Annotated in this window: 20 protein-coding genes and 2 pseudogenes; 12 read left to right on the forward strand and 10 right to left on the reverse strand. The window is 71.6% G+C overall.

All coding sequences use genetic code 11. The features are described 5' to 3' along the window. Positions 1–158 precede the first annotated feature (158 nt). From ACFWIA_RS23000 to trxA, 5 genes are all read left to right on the forward strand, one after another. Complete coding sequence (locus ACFWIA_RS23000; RefSeq protein ID WP_387008011.1) at positions 159–1,745, forward strand: ATP-binding protein; 1,587 nt, start codon at positions 159–161, stop codon at positions 1,743–1,745. Further along, positions 1,742–2,419: a response regulator gene (locus tag ACFWIA_RS23005; RefSeq protein WP_385756962.1), complete on the forward strand. Its 678-nt coding sequence runs from the start codon at positions 1,742–1,744 to the stop codon at positions 2,417–2,419. The genes ACFWIA_RS23000 and ACFWIA_RS23005 overlap by 4 nt, the downstream gene beginning before the upstream one ends. Positions 2,420–2,573: 154 nt before the next feature. Then, a complete protein-coding gene (locus ACFWIA_RS23010) occupies positions 2,574–3,452 on the forward strand; it encodes an NAD(P)-dependent oxidoreductase (RefSeq protein WP_387007978.1) in 879 nt (292 codons plus the stop codon). 174 nt (positions 3,453–3,626) lie between these two features. Continuing rightward, on the forward strand, positions 3,627–4,085 hold the full coding sequence (locus ACFWIA_RS23015) for a MerR family transcriptional regulator (RefSeq protein WP_387007980.1): 459 nt from the start codon (positions 3,627–3,629) through the stop codon (positions 4,083–4,085). Beyond that, on the forward strand, positions 4,082–4,414 hold the full coding sequence (trxA, locus tag ACFWIA_RS23020; RefSeq protein ID WP_387007981.1) for a thioredoxin: 333 nt from the start codon (positions 4,082–4,084) through the stop codon (positions 4,412–4,414). The genes ACFWIA_RS23015 and trxA overlap by 4 nt, the downstream gene beginning before the upstream one ends. 25 nt (positions 4,415–4,439) lie before the next feature. Here trxA and ACFWIA_RS23025 read toward each other — a convergent pair whose 3' ends face one another. Next, entirely contained in the window at positions 4,440–5,591 is a 1,152-nt protein-coding gene (locus ACFWIA_RS23025) for a LuxR C-terminal-related transcriptional regulator (RefSeq protein ID WP_387007982.1), read from the reverse strand. A 140-nt stretch (positions 5,592–5,731) separates the two neighbouring features. Here ACFWIA_RS23025 and ACFWIA_RS23030 point away from each other — a divergent pair, with 140 nt between their 5' ends. The 3 genes from ACFWIA_RS23030 to ACFWIA_RS23040 all read left to right on the forward strand — a co-directional run bounded on the left by ACFWIA_RS23030 (position 5,732) and on the right by ACFWIA_RS23040 (position 9,815). After that, the gene (locus ACFWIA_RS23030) at positions 5,732–6,169 is read left to right on the forward strand and encodes a hypothetical protein (protein WP_387007983.1); all 438 of its coding nucleotides are present in this window, start codon (positions 5,732–5,734) and stop codon (positions 6,167–6,169) included. Positions 6,170–6,310: 141 nt separating this feature from the next. Then, the gene (locus ACFWIA_RS23035) at positions 6,311–7,102 is read left to right on the forward strand and encodes a VOC family protein (RefSeq protein WP_387007985.1); all 792 of its coding nucleotides are present in this window, start codon (positions 6,311–6,313) and stop codon (positions 7,100–7,102) included. A 454-nt stretch (positions 7,103–7,556) separates the two neighbouring features. Next, positions 7,557–9,815 (forward strand): HelD family protein, encoded by a 2,259-nt coding sequence (locus ACFWIA_RS23040; protein WP_387007987.1) that lies wholly within the window; start codon positions 7,557–7,559, stop codon positions 9,813–9,815. A gap of 61 nt (positions 9,816–9,876) precedes the next feature. Here the strand turns inward: ACFWIA_RS23040 and ACFWIA_RS23045 are convergent, their stop codons facing one another. After that, the gene (locus ACFWIA_RS23045) at positions 9,877–10,026 is read right to left on the reverse strand and encodes a hypothetical protein (protein WP_387007989.1); all 150 of its coding nucleotides are present in this window, start codon (positions 10,024–10,026) and stop codon (positions 9,877–9,879) included. Beyond that, a complete protein-coding gene (locus ACFWIA_RS23050) occupies positions 10,023–10,736 on the reverse strand; it encodes an ATP-binding protein (protein ID WP_387007991.1) in 714 nt (237 codons plus the stop codon). Before ACFWIA_RS23050 ends, ACFWIA_RS23045 begins: the two co-directional genes overlap by 4 nt. A gap of 290 nt (positions 10,737–11,026) precedes the next feature. Here ACFWIA_RS23050 and ACFWIA_RS23055 point away from each other — a divergent pair, with 290 nt between their 5' ends. The 4 genes from ACFWIA_RS23055 to ACFWIA_RS23070 all read left to right on the forward strand — a co-directional run bounded on the left by ACFWIA_RS23055 (position 11,027) and on the right by ACFWIA_RS23070 (position 13,310). Continuing rightward, entirely contained in the window at positions 11,027–11,911 is an 885-nt protein-coding gene (locus tag ACFWIA_RS23055) for a helix-turn-helix domain-containing protein (RefSeq protein ID WP_387007993.1), read from the forward strand. Next, positions 11,908–12,093 (forward strand): DUF397 domain-containing protein, encoded by a 186-nt coding sequence (locus ACFWIA_RS23060; RefSeq protein WP_387007995.1) that lies wholly within the window; start codon positions 11,908–11,910, stop codon positions 12,091–12,093. Before ACFWIA_RS23055 ends, ACFWIA_RS23060 begins: the two co-directional genes overlap by 4 nt. A 90-nt stretch (positions 12,094–12,183) precedes the next feature. Continuing rightward, positions 12,184–12,657: a hypothetical protein gene (locus ACFWIA_RS23065; protein ID WP_387007997.1), complete on the forward strand. Its 474-nt coding sequence runs from the start codon at positions 12,184–12,186 to the stop codon at positions 12,655–12,657. A gap of 128 nt (positions 12,658–12,785) precedes the next feature. After that, positions 12,786–13,310, forward strand: coding sequence for an SMI1/KNR4 family protein (locus ACFWIA_RS23070; protein ID WP_387007999.1), 525 nt, complete (start codon positions 12,786–12,788; stop codon positions 13,308–13,310). Positions 13,311–13,578: 268 nt separating this feature from the next. On the opposite strand, the gene ACFWIA_RS23075 is transcribed toward ACFWIA_RS23070, so the two are convergent. The 7 genes and pseudogenes from ACFWIA_RS23075 to ACFWIA_RS23105 form a co-directional block, all read right to left on the reverse strand. Beyond that, positions 13,579–13,890 (reverse strand): XRE family transcriptional regulator, encoded by a 312-nt coding sequence (locus tag ACFWIA_RS23075; RefSeq protein WP_387008001.1) that lies wholly within the window; start codon positions 13,888–13,890, stop codon positions 13,579–13,581. Positions 13,891–13,921: 31 nt separating this feature from the next. Continuing rightward, positions 13,922–14,170 (reverse strand): annotated as a pseudogene (locus ACFWIA_RS23080) (type II toxin-antitoxin system RelE/ParE family toxin); the annotation flags it as partial. A 72-nt stretch (positions 14,171–14,242) separates the two neighbouring features. After that, on the reverse strand, positions 14,243–16,885 hold the full coding sequence (gene glgB / locus ACFWIA_RS23085) for a 1,4-alpha-glucan branching enzyme (RefSeq protein WP_387008013.1): 2,643 nt from the start codon (positions 16,883–16,885) through the stop codon (positions 14,243–14,245). Then, positions 16,882–18,324, reverse strand: coding sequence for a maltokinase (locus tag ACFWIA_RS23090; RefSeq protein WP_387008003.1), 1,443 nt, complete (start codon positions 18,322–18,324; stop codon positions 16,882–16,884). The genes glgB and ACFWIA_RS23090 overlap by 4 nt, the downstream gene beginning before the upstream one ends. Before the next feature lie 146 nt (positions 18,325–18,470). Next, positions 18,471–20,255, reverse strand: coding sequence for a maltose alpha-D-glucosyltransferase (treS, locus tag ACFWIA_RS23095; protein WP_385492372.1), 1,785 nt, complete (start codon positions 20,253–20,255; stop codon positions 18,471–18,473). Beyond that, positions 20,252–22,270 (reverse strand): alpha-1,4-glucan--maltose-1-phosphate maltosyltransferase, encoded by a 2,019-nt coding sequence (locus ACFWIA_RS23100; RefSeq protein ID WP_387008005.1) that lies wholly within the window; start codon positions 22,268–22,270, stop codon positions 20,252–20,254. Before ACFWIA_RS23100 ends, treS begins: the two co-directional genes overlap by 4 nt. Positions 22,271–22,769: 499 nt before the next feature. After that, positions 22,770–22,922: pseudogene (locus ACFWIA_RS23105) on the reverse strand (electron transfer flavoprotein subunit alpha/FixB family protein); the annotation flags it as partial.

Consider the following 22,922-nt stretch of genomic DNA (forward strand, 5'->3'; position numbering starts at 1 on the left):
CGTTCATTGAGTTCACGTGGCCCGGAGCGGCCCCGGGGACGATGCAGACTGGGGGCATGCCCCTCGTCCGCACCGCACGCCCCCGCGTGCCCCGCATCCGGTTGCCCCGGCCGTCCCGGGTGCCCCACCCGCGCAGCCTGGCCGGTCAGCTGTTCGCGATGCAGGCCGTGCTGGTCGCGGTCGTCGTCGCGGGGTGCGCGCTGTTCACGTACCTCAGCAACGCCCACCAGGCCGAACAGTCCGCCCGCCGTCAGGCGGAGGCGGCGGCCCGCGCGGTCGCGGCCTCGCCCTCGGTGCGGGAGGGGGTGCGCGGACCCGATCCCACGGCCGCGCTCCAGCCGTACGCGGTGCGCGCGCAGCAGGACACGGGTGTCGACTTCGTGACGATCATCGATCTGGACGGCATCCGCTTGACGCACCCCAACGAGGACCGGATCGGCGGCCGGTTCCTCGGCCACATCGAACCGGCGCTGCGCGGCGAGACCTTCGCCGAGACCCACACCGGCACGCTGGGGCCCTCGGTCCGGGTGGTCACCCCGGTCCGGGCGAACGCGTCGGGCGGCCCGATCGTCGCCCTGGTCAGTGCGGGCATCACGGTCGACCGGATCAGTGCCCGGGTCCGGGACCAGGTGGTCGCGCTGCTGGCGGTCGCCGCGGGCGCCCTGGTCCTCGGCGGCATCGGCACGTACGTGATCAACGCACGGCTGCGCCGCAGTACGCACGACATGAACGCGGCGGAGCTGAGCCACATGCACGACTACCACCAGGCCGCGCTGCACGCGGTGCGCGAGGGGCTGTTGATGCTGGACGGACAGCGCAGGGTCGCGCTCCTCAACGACGGTGCGCGGGAACTGCTCGGCACCGGTGCGGACGCCGTCGGCCGTTCGGTCGCCGACCTCGGGCTGCCGCCCCCGCTCACCGGGGCGCTGCTCTCCGCCGAGCCCCGGGTGGACGAACTCCACCTGAGCGCGGACCGGGTGCTCGTCGTCAACACCCAGCCCGTGTCCAGCGGTGAGCAGCGCGGCACCGTGGTGACCCTGCGGGACCACACCGAACTCCAGTCGCTGATGGGCGAGCTCGACTCCGAACGCGGCTTCACCCAGGCCCTGCGTTCCCAGGCCCACGAGGCGGCCAACCGGCTGCACACCGTGGTCTCGCTGATCGAGTTGGGCCGGGTGGAGGAGGCCGTCGAGTTCGCCACCGCCGAACTCGAACTGGCCCAGACGCTCACCGACCAGGTGGTCGCGGCGGTCGCGGAGCCGGTGCTCGCGGCGCTGTTGCTCGGCAAGGCCGCCCGGGCCAACGAACGGGGCGTGGAACTGCTCGTCTCGCCCGACAGCCGGATCGACGACGGGCTGCTGCCGCCCTCGTTGCCCGCCCGGGACCTGGTCACCGTGCTCGGCAACCTCATCGACAACGCCGTGGACGCCGCCCAGGGCACCGGGCAGGCCCGGGTGACCGTCACCGCCCGCGCCGCCGACGGCGAGCTGCTGCTGCGGGTCCGCGACACCGGCGCAGGCGTGGACCCGGCGCACGCCGAGGCCATCTTCGACCGGGGGTGGACCACCAAGCCCTCGGCGGGCCGGGCACCCGGACGGGGCCTCGGACTCGCCCTGGTCCGGCAGACCGTCCACCGCTACGGGGGAACCCTCACGGTGAGCGCTTCCCCGTCGGGCGGCGCCGAGTTCACGGCCTCGCTGCCCCTGGGCCACGGCGCCACCGTGCCGGCGGGGGCAGCCCGATGACCGACATCCGGGTGCTGGTCGTCGAGGACGACCCGGTCGCCGCGGACGCCCATGTGCTGTACGTCCAGCGGGTGCCCGGCTTCACCGCGGTCGGTAAGGTCCACACGGCCGCCGACGCCCGGCGGGCGTTGGAGCGGCAACCCGTCGACCTGCTGTTGCTCGACCTGTACCTGCCGGACGGCCACGGCCTGGCGCTCGCGCGTTCGCTCCGTGCGGCCGGGCACCACGCCGACGTGATCGCGGTGACCTCGGCCCGGGACCTCGCGGTGGTGCGGGAGGGGGTGTCGCTGGGGGTGGTCCAGTACGTGCTGAAGCCCTTCACCTTCGCCACCCTGCGCGACCGGCTGGTGCGGTACTCGGAGTTCCGGACAGCGGCGGGCGAGGCCAGCGGACAGGACGAGGTGGACCGGGCGCTGGCCGCGCTGCGGGCGCCCGCCCCCGCGGAACTGCCCAAGGGGCTGAGCGCGCCGACCCTGGAGCGGGTCGTCCACACCCTGCGGTCCGCGGCGGACGGGGTGACGGCCGCGGGGGCCGCCGAGACGGTCGGCATCTCCCGGATCACCGCACGGCGCTACCTGGAGCACCTGGCCGCGACCGGGCGCGCCACCCGCAGCCCCCTGTACGGACAGGTGGGGCGGCCGGAGCTGTACTACCGCTGGGTCCGCGGCGACTGAAGCGACGCGAGCGAGACGGGGCGACCCGGCCGGCGGGCGGTGCCGACGCTTACCCGCAGGTGCGTATCGAAGGAAAAAGTCGGTACTTGTGGGGGAGTTGGCGAGAGACCAGCATGGAGGCACCGCACACGAACCTCCCGAAGGGAAGCACCCCATGGCTGCCGAGAAGACCTCCGTGACCGTACTGGGACTCGGGGCGATGGGCCGCGCTCTCGCCACCGCGTTCGTCCGCGCCGGACACCCCACCACCGTCTGGAACCGGTCCCCGGGCCGGGCCGCCGAACTGGTCGCCCTGGGCGCGACCGAGGCCGGCTCCGCCGAAGAGGCCGTACGCGCCTCCGAGTTGGTGGTGATGTGCCTGGTGGACCACCACGCGGTGACCGCCGTCAACGAGCAGATAGCGGACGCCCTCGCGGGCCGCGTCCTGGTCAACCTGACCTCGGACACCCCCGAGCGGGCCCGGGAGACCGCCGCTTGGGCGGTGGAGCGGGGCATCGACTACCTGGACGGCGCCATCATGGTCCCGGTCCAGGTGATCGGCACACCGGACAGCCTGGTGTTCCACTCCGGACCCCGGGCCCTCTTCGACCGCCACGCGGACGCCCTCGGCGCGCTCGGCGGCAAGATCGAGTACGTCGGCGAGGAGCCGGGCCGGGCCGCCGCCTACGACATGGCACTGCTCGACTACTTCTACGCCAGCATCTCGGGCATGGTGCACGCCTTCGCCCTGGCCGAGGCCGAGGGAGTCGCACCGGGGGACATCGCGCCCTTCCTCGACACGATCACCGGGATCATGCCGCTGATGACCGCCGGTGCGGTGCACGAGATCTCCGCCCGCGACTACGCCGGTGACGCGGCGAACCTGGCGATGATGGCCGCCACCGTCGACCACCTGGTGGAGGTGTCCGAGCACCGCGGACTCGACACGGGCCTGTTGCACGCCGTCCGGGCCGTCGCCCAACGGGCCCTCGCCCAGGGTCGGGGCAAGGAGACCTGGACCGCCACCGTGGAGGCGGTGCGCCCGCCGAAGTGAGCGCCCGAACGGGGGCCGTGCCCGTGGGCCGGGCCGCCCCCGTGGCGGGGGCGCCGACGGAGCCGCAGGAGACCGCCTGCCCCGTGCCGCGCCCCCCGACGCCCGCCCACCCGTTGGTGACCTGCCGCACACGCCCTTGTCATGACGTCGACGTCAGGGCCTAGCGTCATGGACATGCGCATCGGTGAACTCGCGGCACGGGCGGGGACGACCCCCCGGGCCCTGCGGTACTACGAGGCCCGCGGACTGCTGTCCGCGCGGCGCGGGGAGAACGGCCACCGCGTCTACGACGAGGACGCCCTGTTGCTCCTGCGGCAGATCCGCACGCTCCAGGAGTCGGGCTTCGACCTGGAGGAGACCCGGCCGTTCGTGGACTGTCTGCGGGCCGGCCACTCCGAGGGCGACGACTGCCCGGCGTCCCTGGCCGTGTACCGCCGCAAGCTCGCCGAGATCGACGCCCTGATGGCCGAGTTGGCGGCCGTCAGGGAGCGGGTGGGCGATCAGCTCGCCCGTGCCGAGCGGGCCCGGGACGCACTGGGCGCCGCCGCGCTGGTTCCGGGTGGACCGGAGCCCGGGTGTGCCGTGTTCCCCGAGGGAACGGGCCGAGTCGGACCGGAGGACGGACAGACATGATCAGGACCGAAGGATTGGCGGCGGTCACGGACGCGGACTTCGCGGACGTGGTGCTGGCGTCACAGCGGCCGGTACTGGTGGAGTTCACCGCGGACTGGTGCCCGCCGTGCCGCCAGATCGCCCCGGTGCTCGCCGAGATCGCCGCCGAGGAGGCGGACCGGATGACGGTCGTCCAGATCGACGTGGACACCAATCCGGAGACCACCCTCCAGTACGGGGTGATGTCCATGCCGACGCTGATGGTGTTCGACCGTGGTGAGCGGGTGTGGTCGGTGGTGGGCGCCCGCTCCAAGCGGCGCCTGCTGACGGAGCTGGAGGGCGTGGTCTGAGGGACGCGCGGGCCGGATGCCGCCGTCAGCGCGGTGCGTCCGCGGGTCCCGCTGTGCCCGGGGCGAACCAGCCGCGGGACCCCATGGCGCGGCCGGTGTCGATCGCCGGTTGGTAGTGGCGGAAGTAGAGCAGCCGTAGGAGCCGCCCGCGGCTGTTCGTGCCGGTCTTGTCGAACACCTTCTTGAGGTGGTCCCTGACGGTGTGCGGCGAGATCGTCAGCCGGGCGGCGATCTCGCCGTCGGACAGTCCGTAGACGACCAGTTGGGCGACGTGCTGTTCGCGCCGGGTGAGCCCGTACGCCTCCATCATGATCCCGAGGACGTGTTCAGGAGCGCTCGGCCGGAGGATCACGGCGACCCGCCCGTCCTCGTCCATCAGGGTCCCGGTGACCGAGACCCACCGACCGCCGCGGCCCAGCACGCGCAGGGACGCCTCGCCCTCGGCGCGCGCCTTGCTCCGGACGTGGAGGACGGGTTGCTGGAGCAGACCCGGGCCCGCGGGGGAGCCGCCCAACTGGTCCAGCCACACCTGCCCCGCGGGGGTGACCCGGTCGACGCCGCCCCCGGGATCGAAGGTCAGCAGTCCGGGAGCGGTGGCGGCGTCGGCTTCGGCGGCATCGGCGTCGTGCCGGAGGTACGCGCTGCGCAGGCCCCGGGCGACGGTCGGGGCGAGCGCGGACAGGGCCGCGAAATCCTTCTCGTCGAACGGCGGCCGGTCGCCGCCGCGGTGCAGGACCAGTGCACCCCACACCGTGCCGCCGCCGCGCAGCAACACCCGCAGCTCGTCGCCCAGGCCGGTCGGCCGGTAGACGTCGCGGTAGCGGGAGCTGGCGTGCGGGCGGTGGCGGGTGCTGTGCCACAGGCCCGCCGTGGTGCGCCCGGACCGCACCAGGTCGGGGAACTGGTTGACGTCCGCCTCGCCGTACTCGATCTCCAGGAGCCGCGGCAGATGGGAGTGCGGGACGCCCCGCTCGTGGTACCCGCCGGTGTGCAGGAGGGTGGTCGGGTCGAGGGTCAGTCCGCAGACCCCGTCCACGGCGACCACGGCGGGAACGATGTCGTTCAGCCGCGCGAACAGCGTCCGTGGGTCGGGCAGCCCGGTGCAGAGCCGCTCGATCCGTGCGCGGGCCCGGCGCAGCGCGACACCGTGCGCCGCACCCGTTCTCGATGGCGTCATGCGGGGCTGATACCGCAGCGCACGGAGCCGGGAAACCCCCGTTCCCGGGGATGGGGGTGGAGGGCGGGCCGGCGTTAGCGTCCTTGCGCCGCCCCGCGACGTGTGGCGCGGCACCACCCACTCCGTATCGGGGGAACACCATGCGTGGACGTTTGACCAGCCTGGCGGTCGTGGCCGCGGGCGCCTTGACCGCGGTCGTGGCGTTGTCCGGCACCGGACACGCCGCGTCGGACGGCGGCGACCTCAACAACGAGACGCAGTGGAAGATGCACCTCACGTACGGCCTCGGGAGCGGGAGCGACCGGTGCGACGTGTGGAACTACTCGGGCGGACCCTTCGAGAACTGGAAGTACGCCCCCTGCACGCAGCGGTCCCTGGGCGGCAAGAAGCGCAGCGACACGACCAAGGACACCGACGCCTTCACCTTCAACGACCGCGACTACCTGGTGCGGGTCGCCGGCGGTGACACCCGGTGGGCCACCAAGGGCGTGTGGACGAAGCTCTGGGACAACCAGGACGCGAAGTGCGTGGTCGACCCCATGTGGGGCGTGCCGTACTGCACCGTCTACTGGTCGTAGCCGGGCGGTCGCCGGGGCGGCCGGCCGGCCGGAACCGTCCGAAAGGACAAGGGCCCGGCCTCGTGCCAGAGTGAGGACGGGGGTGACCTCGCGGCACCGTCACGGTGCCGCGCACGTCCCGTGTTCTGGAGGGCCCGAGACATGCCCGAGATCAATGAACCCTATGCCCCCGGTACCCCGTGCTGGGTGGATCTGATGGCGCAGGACCAGACCGCCGCGATGGAGTTCTACGGTCGGCTCTTCGGCTGGGGCGGCGAGGTCGGCCCACCCGAATTCGGTGGCTACGCGGTGATGGAGAAGGACGGCCGCGCGGTCGCCGGAATCGGCCCGGCCATGGCCCCCGAGGGGCACCCGGAACCGCCGCACGTCTGGACGACGTACCTGGCGAGCGACGACGCCGACACGACCGCCCGCCGGATCACCGACGCGGGCGGCGCGCTGCTGTTCGGCCCCGAGGACGTGGGGACCCTCGGTCGGATGCTGGTGGCGTCCGACTCGACGGGTGCCGTGTTCGGGGTGTGGGGACACCGCGACTTCGTGGGCGCCGGCCGGGTCAACGAGCCGGGCTCGGTGATCTGGTGCGACTGCAACACCCGCGACCTGCCGGCCGCCGCCGCCTTTTACCACGCGGCGCTGGGGCTCGAAGCCCGGCCGATGGTGGAGGCCCCCGGCGAGTACCTGGGGCTGTTCACCCCGGCCCGGCCCGACTATCCGGTGGGCGGCATCGGCGCCATGGAACAACGGTTCCCGCCGGAGGTGCCCGCGCACTGGATGACGACGTTCGCGGTGGCCGACCTCGCCGCGACGGTCGCCACCCACACCGCGGGCGGCGGCACGGTCGTCGTGGAGCCCACGAGCACCCCGTGGGGGGACATGGCCGGTCTGGTCGACCCCTGGGGCGCCCACTTCGGCGTGATGCAGCCCGCGGGCTGACCCGCTCGGTCACCGTACTCACGTACGTCTCGGCCGGGTCCACGTAGGGCAGTGCGTTCCGCTGCGCGTGCGCTGTCTGGTGCGGGTGCGCTTCGCTGTTGCGCAGTTCCCCGCGCCCCTGATCGGGTGCGTTCCGTTGCGGGTGCGCGTCCCCGTGCGGGTGCGCTCCGGATTCGTGCAGTTCCCCGCGCCCCTATCGGGGCACACCGGTCCCGATAGGGGCGCGGGAGCCACGCACGCCCAACAGAACGCCACAAAAAATCCCCTAGGCACCTTGTGCCTAGGGGATTGCTTCATATACATTCAAGAATTCGTGACTACTTATAAATGTCACGAGAAAGTTTACTAACCGAAGCGTATCCGGGCGGGAGCGGAATTGTCAAGCAGGGACATGGCAGCGAATACACGGCGAACGGACGAGCTTCGAACGGCAGGCCAGAACGGCGGAAAGCCCATGGATCGGGAACTGCGGGCGGAACAGGAATTCATCGACGGACTCCACGAGCGCGTCGACCGACTGCGCGGACACGCCGAGTCATCGGTCACGGGCGCCCTCACCCCGGTGGGCAACGGCCTCCAGGCCCGGGTCGAACGGGACGTCCTGCTCCACGAACGGTCGGGGTACCTGGCCGCGCTGAACGCCGTCGAAGGCTCCCTGTGCTTCGGCCGGATCGACCTCACCTCCGGCGCCGTCCACCACATCGGCCGGATCGGCGTGCGCGACGAGGACCCCGGCACCGGTGAACTCGTGCCCGTCCTCGTCGACTGGCGCGCCCCCGTCGCCCGCCCCTTCTACCTCGCCACCGGCCACACCCCCCTCGGCCTGCGTCGCCGCCGCCACCTGACGTACGAGGGCCGCACGGTCACCGCCCTGCACGACGAGATCCTCGACCTGGACGACGCCACCCGCACCGGCCACGAGGACCCCACCGGCGACACCGTGCTGCTCGCCGCGCTGAACACGGCCCGCACCGGCCGCATGGCGGACATCGTCCGCACCATCCAGGCCGAACAGGACCGCGTCATCCGGGCCCCGCACCGGGGCGTCCTGGTCATCGAGGGCGGCCCCGGAACCGGCAAGACCGCCGTCGCCCTGCACCGTGCCGCCTACCTCCTCTACGAGTACCGCGAACTCCTCGCCCGCAGGGCCGTCCTGATCGTCGGACCCAACCCGGCGTTCCTCCGCTACATCGGCGAGGTGCTGCCCTCGCTCGGGGAGACCGGGGTGCTCCTCGCGACCGTCGGCGAGCTGTACCCGGGCGTCCGCGCCACCGGCACCGACACCCCGCGCGCCGTCGAGGTGAAGGGCGACGCCGACATGGCCCGGGTGCTCGCGGCCGTCGTCGCCGACCGGCAGGCACTGCCCGACCCGGTGATCCCCATCGAGCACGACCGGGACGTCCTCCTCCTCGACGCGGGCCTCGTCCGGGTCGCCCGCGAGCGGACCCGGGCCCTGAACCTCCCGCACAACGTGGCCCGCGAACACTTCGAGGGGCACCTCGTCAACACCCTCACCGACATGCTCGCCGAACGCATCGGCACCGACCCGTACGACGGCTCCAACCTGCTCGACCCCTCGGACCTCACCCAGATCCGCGACGAGATCGGCGCCAACCCCGAGGTGCACGCCGCGATCGAGGAACTGTGGCCCCGGCTCAGCCCCGAACGCCTCGTCACCGAGTTCCTCGCCGACCCCACGCACCTCGCCCCCGAGGACGCCGCCGCGATCCGCCGCGCCCCGAGCACCAACCCCGACTGGACCCCCGCCGACGTACCGCTCCTCGACGAGGTCGCCGAACTCCTCGGCGAGGACGACCGCGCGGCCCGCGCCGCCGCCGAACGGGAGCGCCTGGACCGGATCGCCTTCGCCCAGGGCGTCCTGGACGTGGCGTACGCCTCCCGCACCTACGAGTTCGAGGACAAGGACGACGAGGAGTCCGAGGTGCTCGGCGCGCACGACATCATCGACGCCGAGCGGATGGCCGAACGGCACGACGAGGAGGACCACCGCAGCGCCGCCGAACGCGCCGCCGCCGACCGCACCTGGGCCTTCGGACACGTCATCGTGGACGAGGCGCAGGAACTGTCCGCGATGGCGTGGCGGCTGCTGATGCGCCGCTCGCCCACCCGCTCCATGACCCTGGTCGGGGACCCGGCGCAGACCGCCGACGAGGCGGGCGTCGGTTCCTGGGAACGGGCCCTCGCCCCGTACGTGCAGGACCGTTGGGAGCACACCGTCCTCGACGTCAACTACCGCACCCCGGTGGAGATCATGGACCTCGCGGCGGAGGCCCTGCGCGCGGAACGGCCCGGCTTCGAGCCCCCGAAGTCGGTCCGCACGGCCGGCACCCGCCCCTGGGTCCGCGCGACCACGAAGGACGCCCTTCCGGCGACCCTCGCGCACGCCGTACGGGAGGAACTGCCCGTCGAGGGGCGCCTCGCGGTGATCGCGCCCCGCGCCCTGCACCCCGCGCTCGCCGCGGAACTGCCGGACGTCACGGCGGGCGAGGAACCCGACCTGACCCGGCGGGTCGTCCTGCTGGACCCGCGCCAGTCCAAGGGCCTCGAATTCGACACGGTCATCGTGGTCGAACCGGGGGAGTACCGCACCAGCGACCTGTACGTGGCGATGACCCGCGCCACCCAGTCCCTGGGCCTGATCCACACGGGCCGCCACTCGCTGCCCTGGCTCCCGGCCCCGTCCGCGCGCTGACCCCCGCCCGCGTCTGACGTCGACGGGTGAGGGGCCCGGCCCCGCTCCGGCCCCGGGCCCCTCACCCGTCGCGCAGGCGCGCCCCTTCGACGATGAGCCACACGGCGACCAGCATCAACGTCCCCCATACGGTGAGCAGCAGGATGCCGCCCCAGAACGCCCCGTCCCCACTCACCCGTCGCCGGGCGCGCCGCCTCGGCCGCGTCCTCATGACCCGTTCTCCGGGGGTACGGGTGGCTCGCCCCAGGCGGTGAGCGCCTTCGCGACCACCCCGGCCGCGTGGACGTTGCACCAGCCGAGGTTGATCACCGGGGGCCGGTAGCCGTCCTCGACCACGGACAGCCCGTGCAACGTCAGCCCCACCCCGTGCGCGGCCTCCCGCAGCCGTTCGCTCGCGGCGGCGGCCCGCTGCGCAGGGGTCGTCCGCCGCGTCCGGAAGCCGACCTCCCTGGCCAGGATCGCCGCCACGGACTCCGCGGGCTTCGGGTCCCGAGCACTCCGCGGCACCTCGGCCCACACCACCTTGCCGGCCGCCGTGACGATGACGCCCCAGGCGGCCGGGCACAGCTGGTCGAGGATGACCAGCCCCCGCCCCCGGTCGTCGAGCGGTTCCTCCCGCCGGACGTGCGGGGTGCCGTGCCCCGAGTCGTGCACCTCCACCCGGGTGCGCTGCCCGTCCACGTCCACGACGAGCCGCACCACCTCAGTGGGCCCGCACCCGTACCGAACGGCGTTCGTCACCAACTCGCTCACCACCAGCACGACGGCGTCCACGTGCTCCTCGGCCACGGGTGCGTACGCCTCGACCCGCTCGCGGGCGAACCGCCGTGCGGCGCGGGCGGATCTGGGGTTTCCGTGCAACAGCAGCACGGGAGGTGGGTCGGGCACCCGGTCGTATGTCGCACTGGGTCGATGGGTCATGGGGTCCCCTCATGTGGTGCTGCGCGGGATGGCGACGGCGCGATGGCGCCCGGCGCGAGGCGGGCGGACGACCGCTTCCCGGACGTATCTGACGCATCGTCAATTACGTCCCAGGCGTGCTTGGTCGCCCATTCCAGGCTGCCCACTGGAAGGCCCGCCGTGCAAGACTTCATGGCGAGACAACGTCTTAAGGGTGTCGAACTGATGACCTCTCTTGCGAGGTGAGGCCATGGGCTCTTTCATCGCGGGTGATAGGCATTCGCTGTACTCAGCCAGGGAAGGGAACGAGTGTGGCCGAGGGAACCACCGGATCGACGGTGCCGCGTAGGCAACTGGGGCGCCATCTGAAGGAGTTGCGGGGCCGCGCACGCCTCACAGTTCGTGCGGCGGCAGCCAGCCTGGAATGGTCGGAAGCCAAGATGTGGCGTATCGAGACAGGGCAGACACCGCTACGCGCCTTGGACGTGCAAGCCATGTGCACGGTGTACGGCGCTCCGGCGGACTTGACCCAAGCCCTGATGGAACTTGCCAAGGAGACCAAGGCGCGGGGCTGGTGGCACTCGTACGAGTCCATTCCCGCGTGGTTCAACGTGTACGTGGGTCTAGAGGAGAGCGCGAGTGACCTCGCCACCTACGAGAGCACCCTCGTGCCGGGCCTTCTCCAGACCGATGAGTACGCTAGGGCGGTCACTCTCACACACCACCCGGAGACCGCGGAAGACGAACTGGCTGGCCGAGTTCGTCTGCGACTGGAACGGCAGTCGATCCTGACTCGCCCCGCGGACCCGACTCCGTTGAGGGTCGCCCTGTCTGAGGCAGTGCTGCGGACGCCGGTCGGTGGCGCGGAGGTCATGGCCAGGCAGTTGGCACACCTCGTCTACATGTCGGCCCTGCCTCACATCAGGGTGCGTGTGGTGCCGTTCGTCATCGGAGCGCACTCAGGCATCACCACTGGCCCGTTCGTCATCCTGCGATTCCCGGTCAGGGGGGATGGTGCCGAGACGGAGCCTCCCACTGTTTACGCTGACGGCTACACAGGGGGGCTCTACCTCGACAAAGCGAGTGAGGTAGCGCAGTACGAGACCGCATTTGCGGGCATTTGGTCCGCGGCGCTTGATGAGGAGGCGACTCAACACCTCCTCGCTGACGTAGCAGGGAGTTACAGGCAGTCATGACCAACGAGTGGGTGCGGTCCAGCTACAGCGACGGGCACGGAAACTGCGTGGAGACGCAGGTGCGTGACACCAGCGTGGCCGCTCGGGACAGCAAGCAGTACGCCGGTCCGGAGGTGGTCACCAGTCGTTCGGGGTGGCAGAGGTTCGTTTCGAGCCTCCGAACCGGGGATCTGCACCCATAGTGACTCTGAGTCCGAACTCGGGCAGGGAGCACGCCCCCTAGCGCGGTAGCCACCGGAACGGGGGCTCCCCGACGTGCGTACGCGTTGGGGATGCTCCACCTGCGCGGGCTGACCCTGGCGGGTCGGGCGAAGGACCGGCGTGCCGCGGACAGCCACATCGCCAAGGCGTGGGACCTCGCGGAGCGGTTCGACGGCGAGATGAACCGCTACGGCATCCACTTCGGCCCCGAGAACACCGCCGTGCACGTGATCGCGACCTCGGGTGACCTCAACCGACACGAGGACGCCGTCTCGATCATGGGTGAGCTGGAGCGGCAGCGGAGGGGCATCACCCTGCCCGCCACCCGTACCAGCCCCCTGCACATGAACATCGCCCGGTCGCACATGACGCTGGGGAACCGGGACACGGCCCTGGAGCACCTGGAGAAGGCGTGGGTCCTGGCCCCGCAACTGGCGAGGGTGCACCCCACCTCCCAGGAGGTGCTGCGCGTGCTGACCAGCCGTCACAAGCGGAGCAACCCGCGGTTGACCCGACTGGCCAAGCTCGCCGAAATCCGCTTCTGAACGGGCCGGTTGAGCCACGCGGCACCGTGCGTGGCGTCGGCGTACCCTTTCGGCTCAGGAGAGTCATCAGCCACGTACTGCGATCGACTCCGAGGTCGACGTCGGCTCGACACGCCGAAAGAGGAACAGTGACGGCAACATTCTCAGAGATACGAGCCTTGTTGGGTGAACCCCGGTTCAACTGGACCGATCCGGCTCCGTGGCAGGAAATGGAGCGGGAGTTCGGAGTCGCGTTCCCCGAGGACTTCCGTGAGGTCATGGACGCCTACGGTTCCATCACGGTCAACACGCAGCTGTATCTGCGCCACCCGGCCAGCTTTCCCCTGTTCAACTTGAGGGACTACGTCAGGGACGAGCTCGAGGCGTGGCGTGAAGAGGAGTTTGCCGAGTACCTGCCGAGCCCGGTGGGGCCGAACCCCGGTGAGTTGATGCCGATGGCGACGGCCATGACGGGGGAATGGATTTTCCTCCGCGTTCCCGACGACTCCTCGTCGCCCTGGCGCGTCCTGGTCCAGGAGTTCGACAGTCCCGGCTGGGAACTCCACGAGATGACGTTCGGCGAATGGTTGCTGGCGTACCTCAGAGGCGAGGAAGTGACGCTGTGTTCTCGTAACCTCGCGCCGGAGGGGCCGTTCTACGAGCGGACGGGCTGAACCGAGGTCCGCAGGCGAAACCCGTGCGCATGCACCGCCGCCCGTCGGGTCGCGAACGTCAGCGGCGGGCCGCCAGCCGCTTGAGTCGGTCGCGTTCCACGGGACGTGCTCGACGCCGGGCTCCGGGCTGCCGACATGACCGCTCACGTAGGCACCCCACGCGTGGGACCCCGCTCAGGCCGGGCGAAGCCAGTCCCGAGGGTGCCGTCACGATCCGAAAGGTCTATGAGCCCTCCGCAGGCCAAGAGTACGCAAGGCAACTGCGGAGTCACCCGAGAATGATTCTCTCGTCACCGAAGTCGGCTACGATTTCCAGCTTTCCGCCCAAAGCCGCCACATAGGCGACGAGTGTGCTGAGCTCCGACCGGCTGAGATCGCCTCGCTCGATGGCGCTTACGCGCGACTGGCTGATACCCATGGCGTCTGCCATGGACCGTTGGGTCATCTGTCTGCGCTTCCTCGCTTCCGCGAGACGGTGAGCCCGAACCTCGGTCAGCATGCGACCGCGGTGCGTGTCTACCGTGTCCTCGTCGTCCGGACCAAGGAGTTCGCTCCTGAGATCCTGCCAGTTCGTACTCATGGAACCTCCTCTGCAAGTACGAGATGGATGATCACGTCTGACCTTGAAGCTTAAGGTGAGTGGAGTAGCGCTCCTGAGCGAGGGGGATGGCGTCCCGGTACCACCCTCTCCAGTTTCCGGACTTGTCACCAGCTACCAGCAGCACAGCGCACCGACTCGGGTCGAATGCGAACAAGATGCGTACCTCCGAATCGCCCGATGAGCCGGGTCGGAGTTCCTTGAGGTGTCGCAGCTCCGACCCCTGCACCGTGTCCACCAGTGGGCGCCCCAGCGCTGGCCCCTGCGCTGTACAACACTTGTGTTGTGTTCGGTCGAGGTGCTGCCGTTCTGTGGCCGCGCGAGGGAACGTCGCTCACGCCGGACGCAGCCAGACCGTGGCCAGCGGGGGGAGCGTGAGTTCCAGGCTCACCGGCCGACCGTGGGCACCCTGCTGCTGCGGTCGCACCGGGCCGGGCGTGCCGACGCCGCTGCCCCCGTACCGTTCGGCGTCCGTGTTGAGGACCTCGCGCCAGGCGGGGACGGAGTCGGGCACGCCGAGCCGGTAGCCGTGGCGCACGACCGGCGAGAAGTTGCACACCGCGAGCAGCGGCTCGCCCGCCGCGTCGAAGCGCAGGAACGCGAGGACGTTGTCCTCCGCGGTCTCCGCACAGTCCGCGGCCACCCAGGCGAAGCCCGCCGGGTCCGTGTCCCGCTGCCACAGGGCGGGCGCCTCGCGGTACACCGCGTTCAGGTCCCGTACGAGGTCCCGTACGCCCCGGTGGTCGGGCTCGGCCGCGTACGAGGGGTCGAGCAGCCACCAGTCGGGGCCGTGCGCCTGGGACCACTCCGCGCCCTGGGCGAACTCCTGCCCCATGAAGAGGAGTTGTTTGCCCGGGTGCGCCCACATGAAACCGAGGTAGCCGCGGTGTCCGGCCCGCTGTTGCCACCAGTCGCCCGGCATCTTGGACACCAGGGACCGCTTGCCGTGCACCACCTCGTCGTGGGAGATCGGCAGGACGTAGTTCTCGCTGTACGCGTACACCATCGAGAACGTCATCTCGTGGTGGTGGTACTTGCGGTGCACCGGTTCGTGGGCCACGTAGGCGAGGGAGTCGTGCATCCAGCCCATGTTCCACTTCAGGCCGAAGCCGAGGCCGCCGAAGCCGTCCGCGCCGACCAGGTGCGTGGGCCGGGTGACGCCGTCCCAGGCGGTGGACTCCTCGGCGATCGTCACGACCCCGGGCACCTTGCGGTACACGGTCGCGTTCAGTTCCTGGAGGAACGCCACCGCGTCCAGGTTCTCCCGGCCGCCGTACTCGTTGGGGGACCACTGGCCGTGTTCGCGCGAGTAGTCGAGGTACAGCATCGAGGCGACCGCGTCCACGCGCAGCCCGTCGATGTGGAACTCCTGGCACCAGTAGACGGCGTTGGCGACCAGGAAGTTGCGGACCTCGCGCCGGCCGTAGTCGAACTCCAGGGTGCCCCAGTCGGGATGCGCGGCCCGCGCCGGGTCCGGGTGTTCGTACAGCGGGCGTCCGTCGAACTCGGCGAGCGCCCAGTCGTCCCGGGGGAAGTGCGCGGGCACCCAGTCCATCAGCACCCCGATGCCCGCCCGGTGCAGCGCGTCGACCAGGTACTTGAAGTCGTCCGGGGTGCCCATCCGGGAGGTCGGCGCGTAGAAGCCGGTGACCTGGTAGCCCCAGGAGCCGCCGAAGGGGTGCTCGGCGAGCGGCATCAGTTCGACGTGGGTGAAGCCGAGGTCGCCGACGTACGCGGGGAGTTGCTCCGCGAGTTGACGGTACGTCAGGCCGGGGCGCCAGGAGGGGAGGTGGACTTCGTAGACGGAGAAGGGGGCTTCGTGCACGGCCGGGGCGGCGCGGCGGGCCAGCCACTCGGCGTCCCGCCACTCGTGGCGCGAGACGTGCACGACCGAGGCGTTGGCGGGGGGCACCTCGGCGTACCGGGCCATCGGGTCGGCCCGCTGGGTCAGCGAACCGTCGGGCCGGGCGATCTCGAACTTGTACAGCTCGCCCTCGCCGATGCCCGGCACGAACAGTTCCCACACCCCGCTGGACCCCAGCGACCGCATCGGGTGGGAGGTGCCGTTCCAGTGGTTGAACGCGCCGATGACCCTGACCCCGCGCGCATTGGGCGCCCACACCGTGAACCGGGTGCCCGTGGTGCCCTGGTGGGTCAGCGGGCGCGCCCCCAGCGCCGTCCACAGCTCCTCGTGCCGCCCCTCGCCGATCAGGTGCAGGTCGAAGTCGCCGAGCGAGGGCAGCAGCGCATAGGGGTCGACCGTCTCCACCTCGGTGCCCTGGTAGGCGATCCGCAGGCGGTACGCGGGCACGTCGGGCGTGGGCAGCAGGGCGCTGAAGAAGCCGTCGCCGTCGTCGCGCAGTGCCAGCCGCCGGCCGTCCGCGACCAGGGTGACCCCGAGGGCGTACGGCCGCAGCACCCGTACGGCCGTGCCCCCCTCGACGGGGTGCGCGCCGAGTACCGCGTGCGGGTCGTGGTGGGTGCCGCTCAGCAGCCGCCCCCGGTCCTGCGCGCCGACGGGCACCGGGTCGTGCGCCGGCTCGGGCGCCGGTACGGGGTCGGGGGCCGGTCCCGGGTCGACCTCGGGGGCCGGCGGCGGGACCGCGGCGGTGGTGCGGCCGGCGGCCCGGGCCGCCCCCGTGCGCGCCGGGCCCTTCGCGGCCTTCGGCGCCGAGGCCACGGCCTTCGGCGCCCCGGCCGCGGGCTTCCGCTTCGGCCCGGCCTCCCGGTCCGAGGCCCGGGTGGTGCGCCCCCGACCCGGGGGCTTCGCCGGCGTCCCGCGCGGGGCGGGCGCCTGGGCGGCGGCCGGTGCGGTGCGGTGCGGCGGGGCCAGCGGCGCCACTGGTGCGGCCAGCGGTGCGGTGCGGGGCGTGTCGGACGGTTCGCTGGCGGGGGGACGACGGGTCACGGGGTGCCTCCTCGGCGGGGCCGGTGGGGGAAGGGGGCGGAACCTGGGGGGCGTGCGGGGGCGGTTCAGGGGTGGCTCGGGGTGTCGGGGGCGGCGAGGCGTTCCACCGCGGCGAGCGGCACGGGCAACCAGTCGGGGCGGTGCCGGGCCTCGTACAGCACCTCGTACACCGCCTTGTCCGTCTCGTACGCCCGCAGCAGCACCGGTTCGTGCCGGGGGTCGCGGCCGGACACCCGCGCGTACCCGGCGCAGTAGGCGTTGCGGCAGGCGTCGGCCCAGTCGGGGGACCAGGGGCGGTGCTGGCGGGCCGCGTAGTCGAAGGAGCGCAGTATCCCCGCCACGTCACGGACCGCGGGCTGCGGCAGCCGGCGTTCGGTCAGCGGCCGGGCAGGCTCCCCCTCGAAGTCGATGAGGGACCACTCGCCGTCGGGGGCGCGCAGGCACTGCCCGAGGTGCAGGTCCCCGTGCACCCGTTGCGCGGTCCAGGAACGCCGCCCCGTGCCCAACTGGCCCAGGGCGTCGAAGGCGGTGCGCAGCCCCCGGGCGTACGGGCGCAGCGCGGGTACCGCCCGGGCGGTGTCGTCGAGTCGGCGGACCATGCCCCGGACCAGCGCCTCGATCTGCGGGCCGCCGAGGGTGACCGGCGGCAGCGCCCGGGCGAGCGCCCCGTGCACCTCCGCGGTGGCCCGGCCCAGCGCACCGGCCTGCACGGTGAAGTCCTCGCCCCGGCCGAGGGAGCCCAGCGCCAGGTCCCAGCCGTCGTGGGCGCCGCCCAGGAACGGTTGGAGCACGCCGAGCACGAGCACCCCGTCCGGTCCTGCGTAGGCCGGTTCCGCATCCGCTCCAGGGCCCCGCGCGCCCACCTCGGCGTGGAACCAGGCGGCCGGCGGCGGCACCCGTCCGCAGCCCTCGGTGGCGAGGACGAGCGGCAGTTCCAGATCGGGATGGGTGCCGGGCAGGATGCGGCGGAACAGCTTGAGGATGAACGTATCCCCGTACACCAGTGAGGAGTTCGACTGTTCGACGCCGAGGACCCGGGAGGGCAGCCCGGAGGGGATCACGGTGTGCGCGGTCCGCTCGAAGCGCAGTTCGCCGATCCGGGCCCGCATCCGCAGCGCCTCCAGCAGCAGCGCGGCGAGCCGTGGGTCGTAGAGCGCCTCGTACACGGTGCCGCCGCGCAGCGGGCCCCGGTCGGGGCGGCCGATGAGGGCGGGCGCGAGCTGCGGGGGCAGGGAGCGGCGGACGCCGATGAGGAGCTGGTAGCAGTCCGCGGTCGGCCCGTCGGGTGAGGTCTGCTCGGCCCGGACCAGGAGGTGCAGCAGGCGCGGGGAGCTGCCCGGGGGCACCAGGTCCGTCGCCGACACCACGGTGAAGCCGCGCACCGGACGGCCCTTGCCCGCGAACCACCGCTGCCGCGGTAGCCAGGACCGCAGCAGGGGACCGAGCGATTCGATCAGCTCGGGGCGGGCGACGGGCGGCAGGTCCGCCCGGGTGACGGCCTCCGACATGGCGGGTCGCTCCTTTCTGGCGGGGCGCCTCGTGCGGTTCTGCGAAGGGGCCCGGACCGTTGCCGCAGCCCCCGGGCCGGTGGGCCCGGGCTCGCGGGGCGCCCCCCGTGGACCCGGGCCCGGGCCCGTACCGTCGTGCTCCGGGGTCAGCCCGTCCGGCCGGGGAGGTGGTGCCGGGCACCGCCGCCCGCGGGGGAACCGGCGTCCTGGCGGGGTTCCTCGCGCAGCCGGAACCAGTAGAAGCCGTGGCCGGCGAGGGTCAACAGGTACGGCAGCTCCCCGATCGCGGGGAACCGCACCCCGCCGATCAACTCCACCGGGTGCCGCCCGCTGAACTGCCGCAGGTCCAGCTCGGTCGGCTGGGCGAACCGGGAGAAGTTGTGCACGCACAGCACCAGGTCGTCGCTGCCGTCACCGCCGTGCCCGGAGGGCGCCTCGCGCAGGAACGCCAGCACCGCCGGGTTGGAGGACGGCAGTTCGGTGTACGAGCCGAGGCCGAAGGCCGCGTTCTGCTTGCGGATCTCGATCATCCGCCGGGTCCAGTGCAGCAACGAGGACGGGGACGACATCGACGCCTCGACGTTGGCGACCTGGTACCCGTACACCGGGTCCATGATCGTCGGGAGGTAGAGCCGCCCCGGGTCGCAGGAGGAGAAGCCCGCATTGCGGTCCGGCGTCCACTGCATCGGGGTGCGGACGGCGTCCCGGTCGCCGAGCCAGATGTTGTCGCCCATGCCGATCTCGTCGCCGTAGTAGAGGATCGGCGAGCCGGGCAGCGACAGCAGCAGGGCCGTGAACAACTCGATCTGGTTGCGGTCGTTGTCGAGCAGCGGCGCGAGGCGGCGGCGGATGCCGAGGTTCGCCCGCATCCGCGGGTCCTTGGCGTACTCCGCGTACATGTAGTCGCGCTCTTCGTCGGTGACCATCTCCAGCGTCAACTCGTCGTGGTTGCGCAGGAAGATCCCCCACTGGCAGCCGGACGGGATCTGCGGCGTCTTCGCCAGGATCTCGGACACCGGGTGACGCGACTCGCGGCGCACCGCCATGAAGATCCGCGGCATCACCGGGAAGTGGAACGCCATGTGGCACTCGTCGCCGCCCTCGGAGAAGTCCCCGAAGTAGTCGACGACGTCCTCCGGCCACTGGTTGGCCTCCGCGAGGAGCACCGTGTCCGGGTAGTGGGCGTCGATCTCGGCGCGCACCCGTTTCAGCATCCGGTGCGTGGCTGGCAGGTTCTCGCAGTTGGTGCCCTCCTCCACGTACAGGTAGGGCACGGCGTCGAGCCGGAACCCGTCGATGCCGAGGTCCAGCCAGAACTTCAGGGCCGCGATGATCTCGTCCTGCACGGCCGGGTTGTCGAAGTTCAGGTCCGGCTGGTGGGAGAAGAAGCGGTGCCAGTAGTACTGCTTGCGCACCGGGTCGAAGGTCCAGTTGGACGCCTCGGTGTCGACGAAGATGATCCGTACGTCCTGGTACTGCTTGTCGTCGTCGGCCCAGACGTAGTAGTCCCCGTAGGGGCCGTCCGGATGGGCGCGGGACTCCTGGAACCACGGGTGCTGGTCGCTGGTGTGGTTCATCACGAAATCGATGATCACGCGCATGCCGCGCTGGTGCGCGGCGTCGACGAACTCCACGAAGTCGGCGAGGTCGCCGAACTCCGGGAGGACGGCCGTGTAGTCCGAGACGTCGTAACCGCCGTCGCGCAGCGGCGACTTGAAGAACGGCGGCAGCCAGAGGCAGTCGACGCCCAACCACTGGAGGTAGTCCAGTTTGGCGGTGAGGCCCTTCAGGTCGCCGACGCCGTCGCCGTTGCTGTCCTGGAACGAGCGGACGAGGACCTCGTAGAAGACGGCCCGTTTGAACCAGTCCGGGTCACGGTCCCGGGCCGGCGTGTCTTCGAACGTGTCGGGTACGGGTTCATTGACGATCATCGTGTGGGTGACCCTCCGATCGGTGAGGACGGTCGCAGGAGCGTGAAGACGTGCGCGGGCGCGCGGCCCGGTTCTAGGCGCACGTAATTGGCCCTGCCCCAGTGGTAGGTCTCGCCGGTGAGCTCGTCGCGCACCGGTGCGGACTCGTGCCAGCCGAGTCCGAGTTGCGGCATGTCCAACGACACCGTGGACTCCTGGGTGTGGTGCGGATCCAGGTTCACGACCACCAGAACCGTGTTCGAACCGCCCGGTCCCGCGGCGGTCTTCGAGTACGCGATCACGGCGTCCTGGTCGGTGTGGTGGAAGTGGAGATCTCGCAACTGCTGGAGGGCGGGACTGCGCCTGCGGATCCGGTTGAGGGTGGTGATCAGGGGCGCGATGCTACGCCCTGTGCGCTCGGCCGCCTCCCAGTCCCGGGGACGCAACTCGTACTTCTCGGACCGCAGGTACTCCTCGCTGCCGCGGCGCAGTGCGGTGTTCTCGCACAGTTCGTATCCGCTGTACACGCCCCAGGACGGGGAGAGCGTGGCCGCGAGCACCGCCCGGACCTCGAACGCCGGGCGTCCGCCCCGCTGGAGGTACTCGTGGAGGATGTCCGGCGTGTTCACGAACAGGTTCGGGCGCATCACCGCGGACGAGTCCCCGCCGGCCAGTTCGGACAGGTATTCGGTCAGCTCGCGCTTGGAATTACGCCAGGTGAAGTACGTGTACGACTGCTGGAAACCGACGGCTGCGAGGGTCCGCATCATCGCGGGACGGGTGAACGCCTCGGCCAGGAAGATGACGTCCGGATCGGACGCGTTCACCTCGGTGATGACGCGTTCCCAGAAGACGACCGGCTTGGTGTGCGGGTTGTCCACCCGGAAGATCCGCACCCCGCGGGTCATCCAGAACCTCAGCAGTCGCACGGTCTCGCGCACCAGGCCGTCCATGTCCCGGTCGAACGCGATCGGGTAGATGTCCTGGTACTTCTTCGGCGGGTTCTCGGCGTGCGCGATCGTGCCGTCGGACCGGTGGTGGAACCACTCGGGGTGCTCGGTCACCCAGGGGTGGTCGGGGGAGCACTGGAGCGCGAAGTCGAGCGCGACCTCAAGGCGCAGCTCGCTGGCCCGGTGCACGAACGCGTCGAAGTCGTCGAGGGTCCCGAGGTCCGGGTGGACGGCGTCGTGCCCGCCCTCCGGCGAGCCGATCGCCCACGGCACGCCGACGTCGTGGGGGCCCGCCGAAAGGGTGTTGTCGGGGCCCTTGCGGTACGTCCTGCCGATCGGGTGAACGGGCGGCAGGTAGACCACGTCGAAGCCCATCGCCGCGATGGCCGGCAGCCGCTCGGCGGCCGTCCTGAACGTGCCGCTCACCGGCCGCTTCCCCGGCGCCGTCCTGGCCCCCTCGGAGCGCGGGAAGAACTCGTACCAGGAGCCGAAGAGCGCACGGCGCCGCTCCACCAGGAGCGGCGCGGGCTCCGAGACGGTCAGCAGGTCCCGCAGCGGATGGCGGTCGAGTACCTCCGTGACCCGGGGGGCCACGGCCGCGGCGAGCCGCGCGGCGGGCGGACGGCTCCGGTCGCGCAGGGCGTCCGCCGCGCTGAGCACGCTCTCCCGGCGACCCTTGGCCTTGGGCACCGCCTTGGCCGCCCGCTCGTGCAGCAGGGCGCCCTCCTCCAGGACGAGTTCGGTGTCGATGCCCGCCCGGACCTTGATCCGCGCGTGTCGGCGCCAGGTCGCGAGGGGGTCGCTCCACGCCTCCACGGTGAAGGTCCAGCGCCCCTCGCCGGTCGGGGTGACGGTGGCGCCCCAGCGGTCGCTGCCCGGGGCGAGCTCCCGCATCGGGGTCAGGACCCCGGTCCTCCCGTCCGGGTCGGTGAGCACCACGCCCGCGGCCACGGCGTCCTGGCCCTCACGGAACACGGTGGCACTGACCAGGAACGATTCGTTCACCACCGCCTTCGCGGGCCGGCGCCCGTGGTCGACCAGGGGGTGGAGATCAGTTACGGGAACACGACCGATCGGCGGATTCACGGCATCACCTTGGGGGCTCTGCGAGGCAGTGGCTCGAATATGTGAGTATGTGCGGCTTTTGTCCTCTTTGTATCGATGGTGGGGGTGGTGTGCGGTGTGCGGGCTGGGCCGCTCCTGTCCGCGGTCGCGCAGTTCACTCGATCGGGCCCGCGAAACTCGGTCACCCGGGTAGGAACTCGCGGCTGGGGCCCGGGTGGCGGGCCGGGTGGGAGGTGCGCGCTTCGGTCCGTGAGGGGGAGCATTCCCCTGGGCCCGGGGTGGACAACCGGTCGTACGGTCGCTGATCGCGCGTGCGTGCGGATGTGGCTGTGCCCGTGCCTGTGGCTGTGGCTGGGTGAGTGGTACCGGGGTCGCGGTGTGCGGTGCGCGCGGCGGTCGGGGTGGCGTCGCCGGACATGGGTCGGGCCCCCGTGACCGGTGGTGTGGTGCGTGGTCGCGGGGGCCCGGACGGCTGTCGGCCGTGTCGGCCGTGTGGGTCCTGTCGTGCTGGGTGCGGAGGTTAACCCTTGCGCTTGTTGATCTCGTCGGTGAGTTGGGGCAGGACCGTGAACAGGTCGCCGACCACGCCGTAGTCGACCAGATCGAAGATCGGCGCTTCGGGATCCTTGTTCACCGCGACGATCGTCTTCGACGTCTGCATCCCCGCACGATG

This window comes from Streptomyces sp. NPDC127068, from assembly GCF_042724695.1.
In the GTDB taxonomy this organism is placed as follows: domain Bacteria; phylum Actinomycetota; class Actinomycetes; order Streptomycetales; family Streptomycetaceae; genus Streptomyces.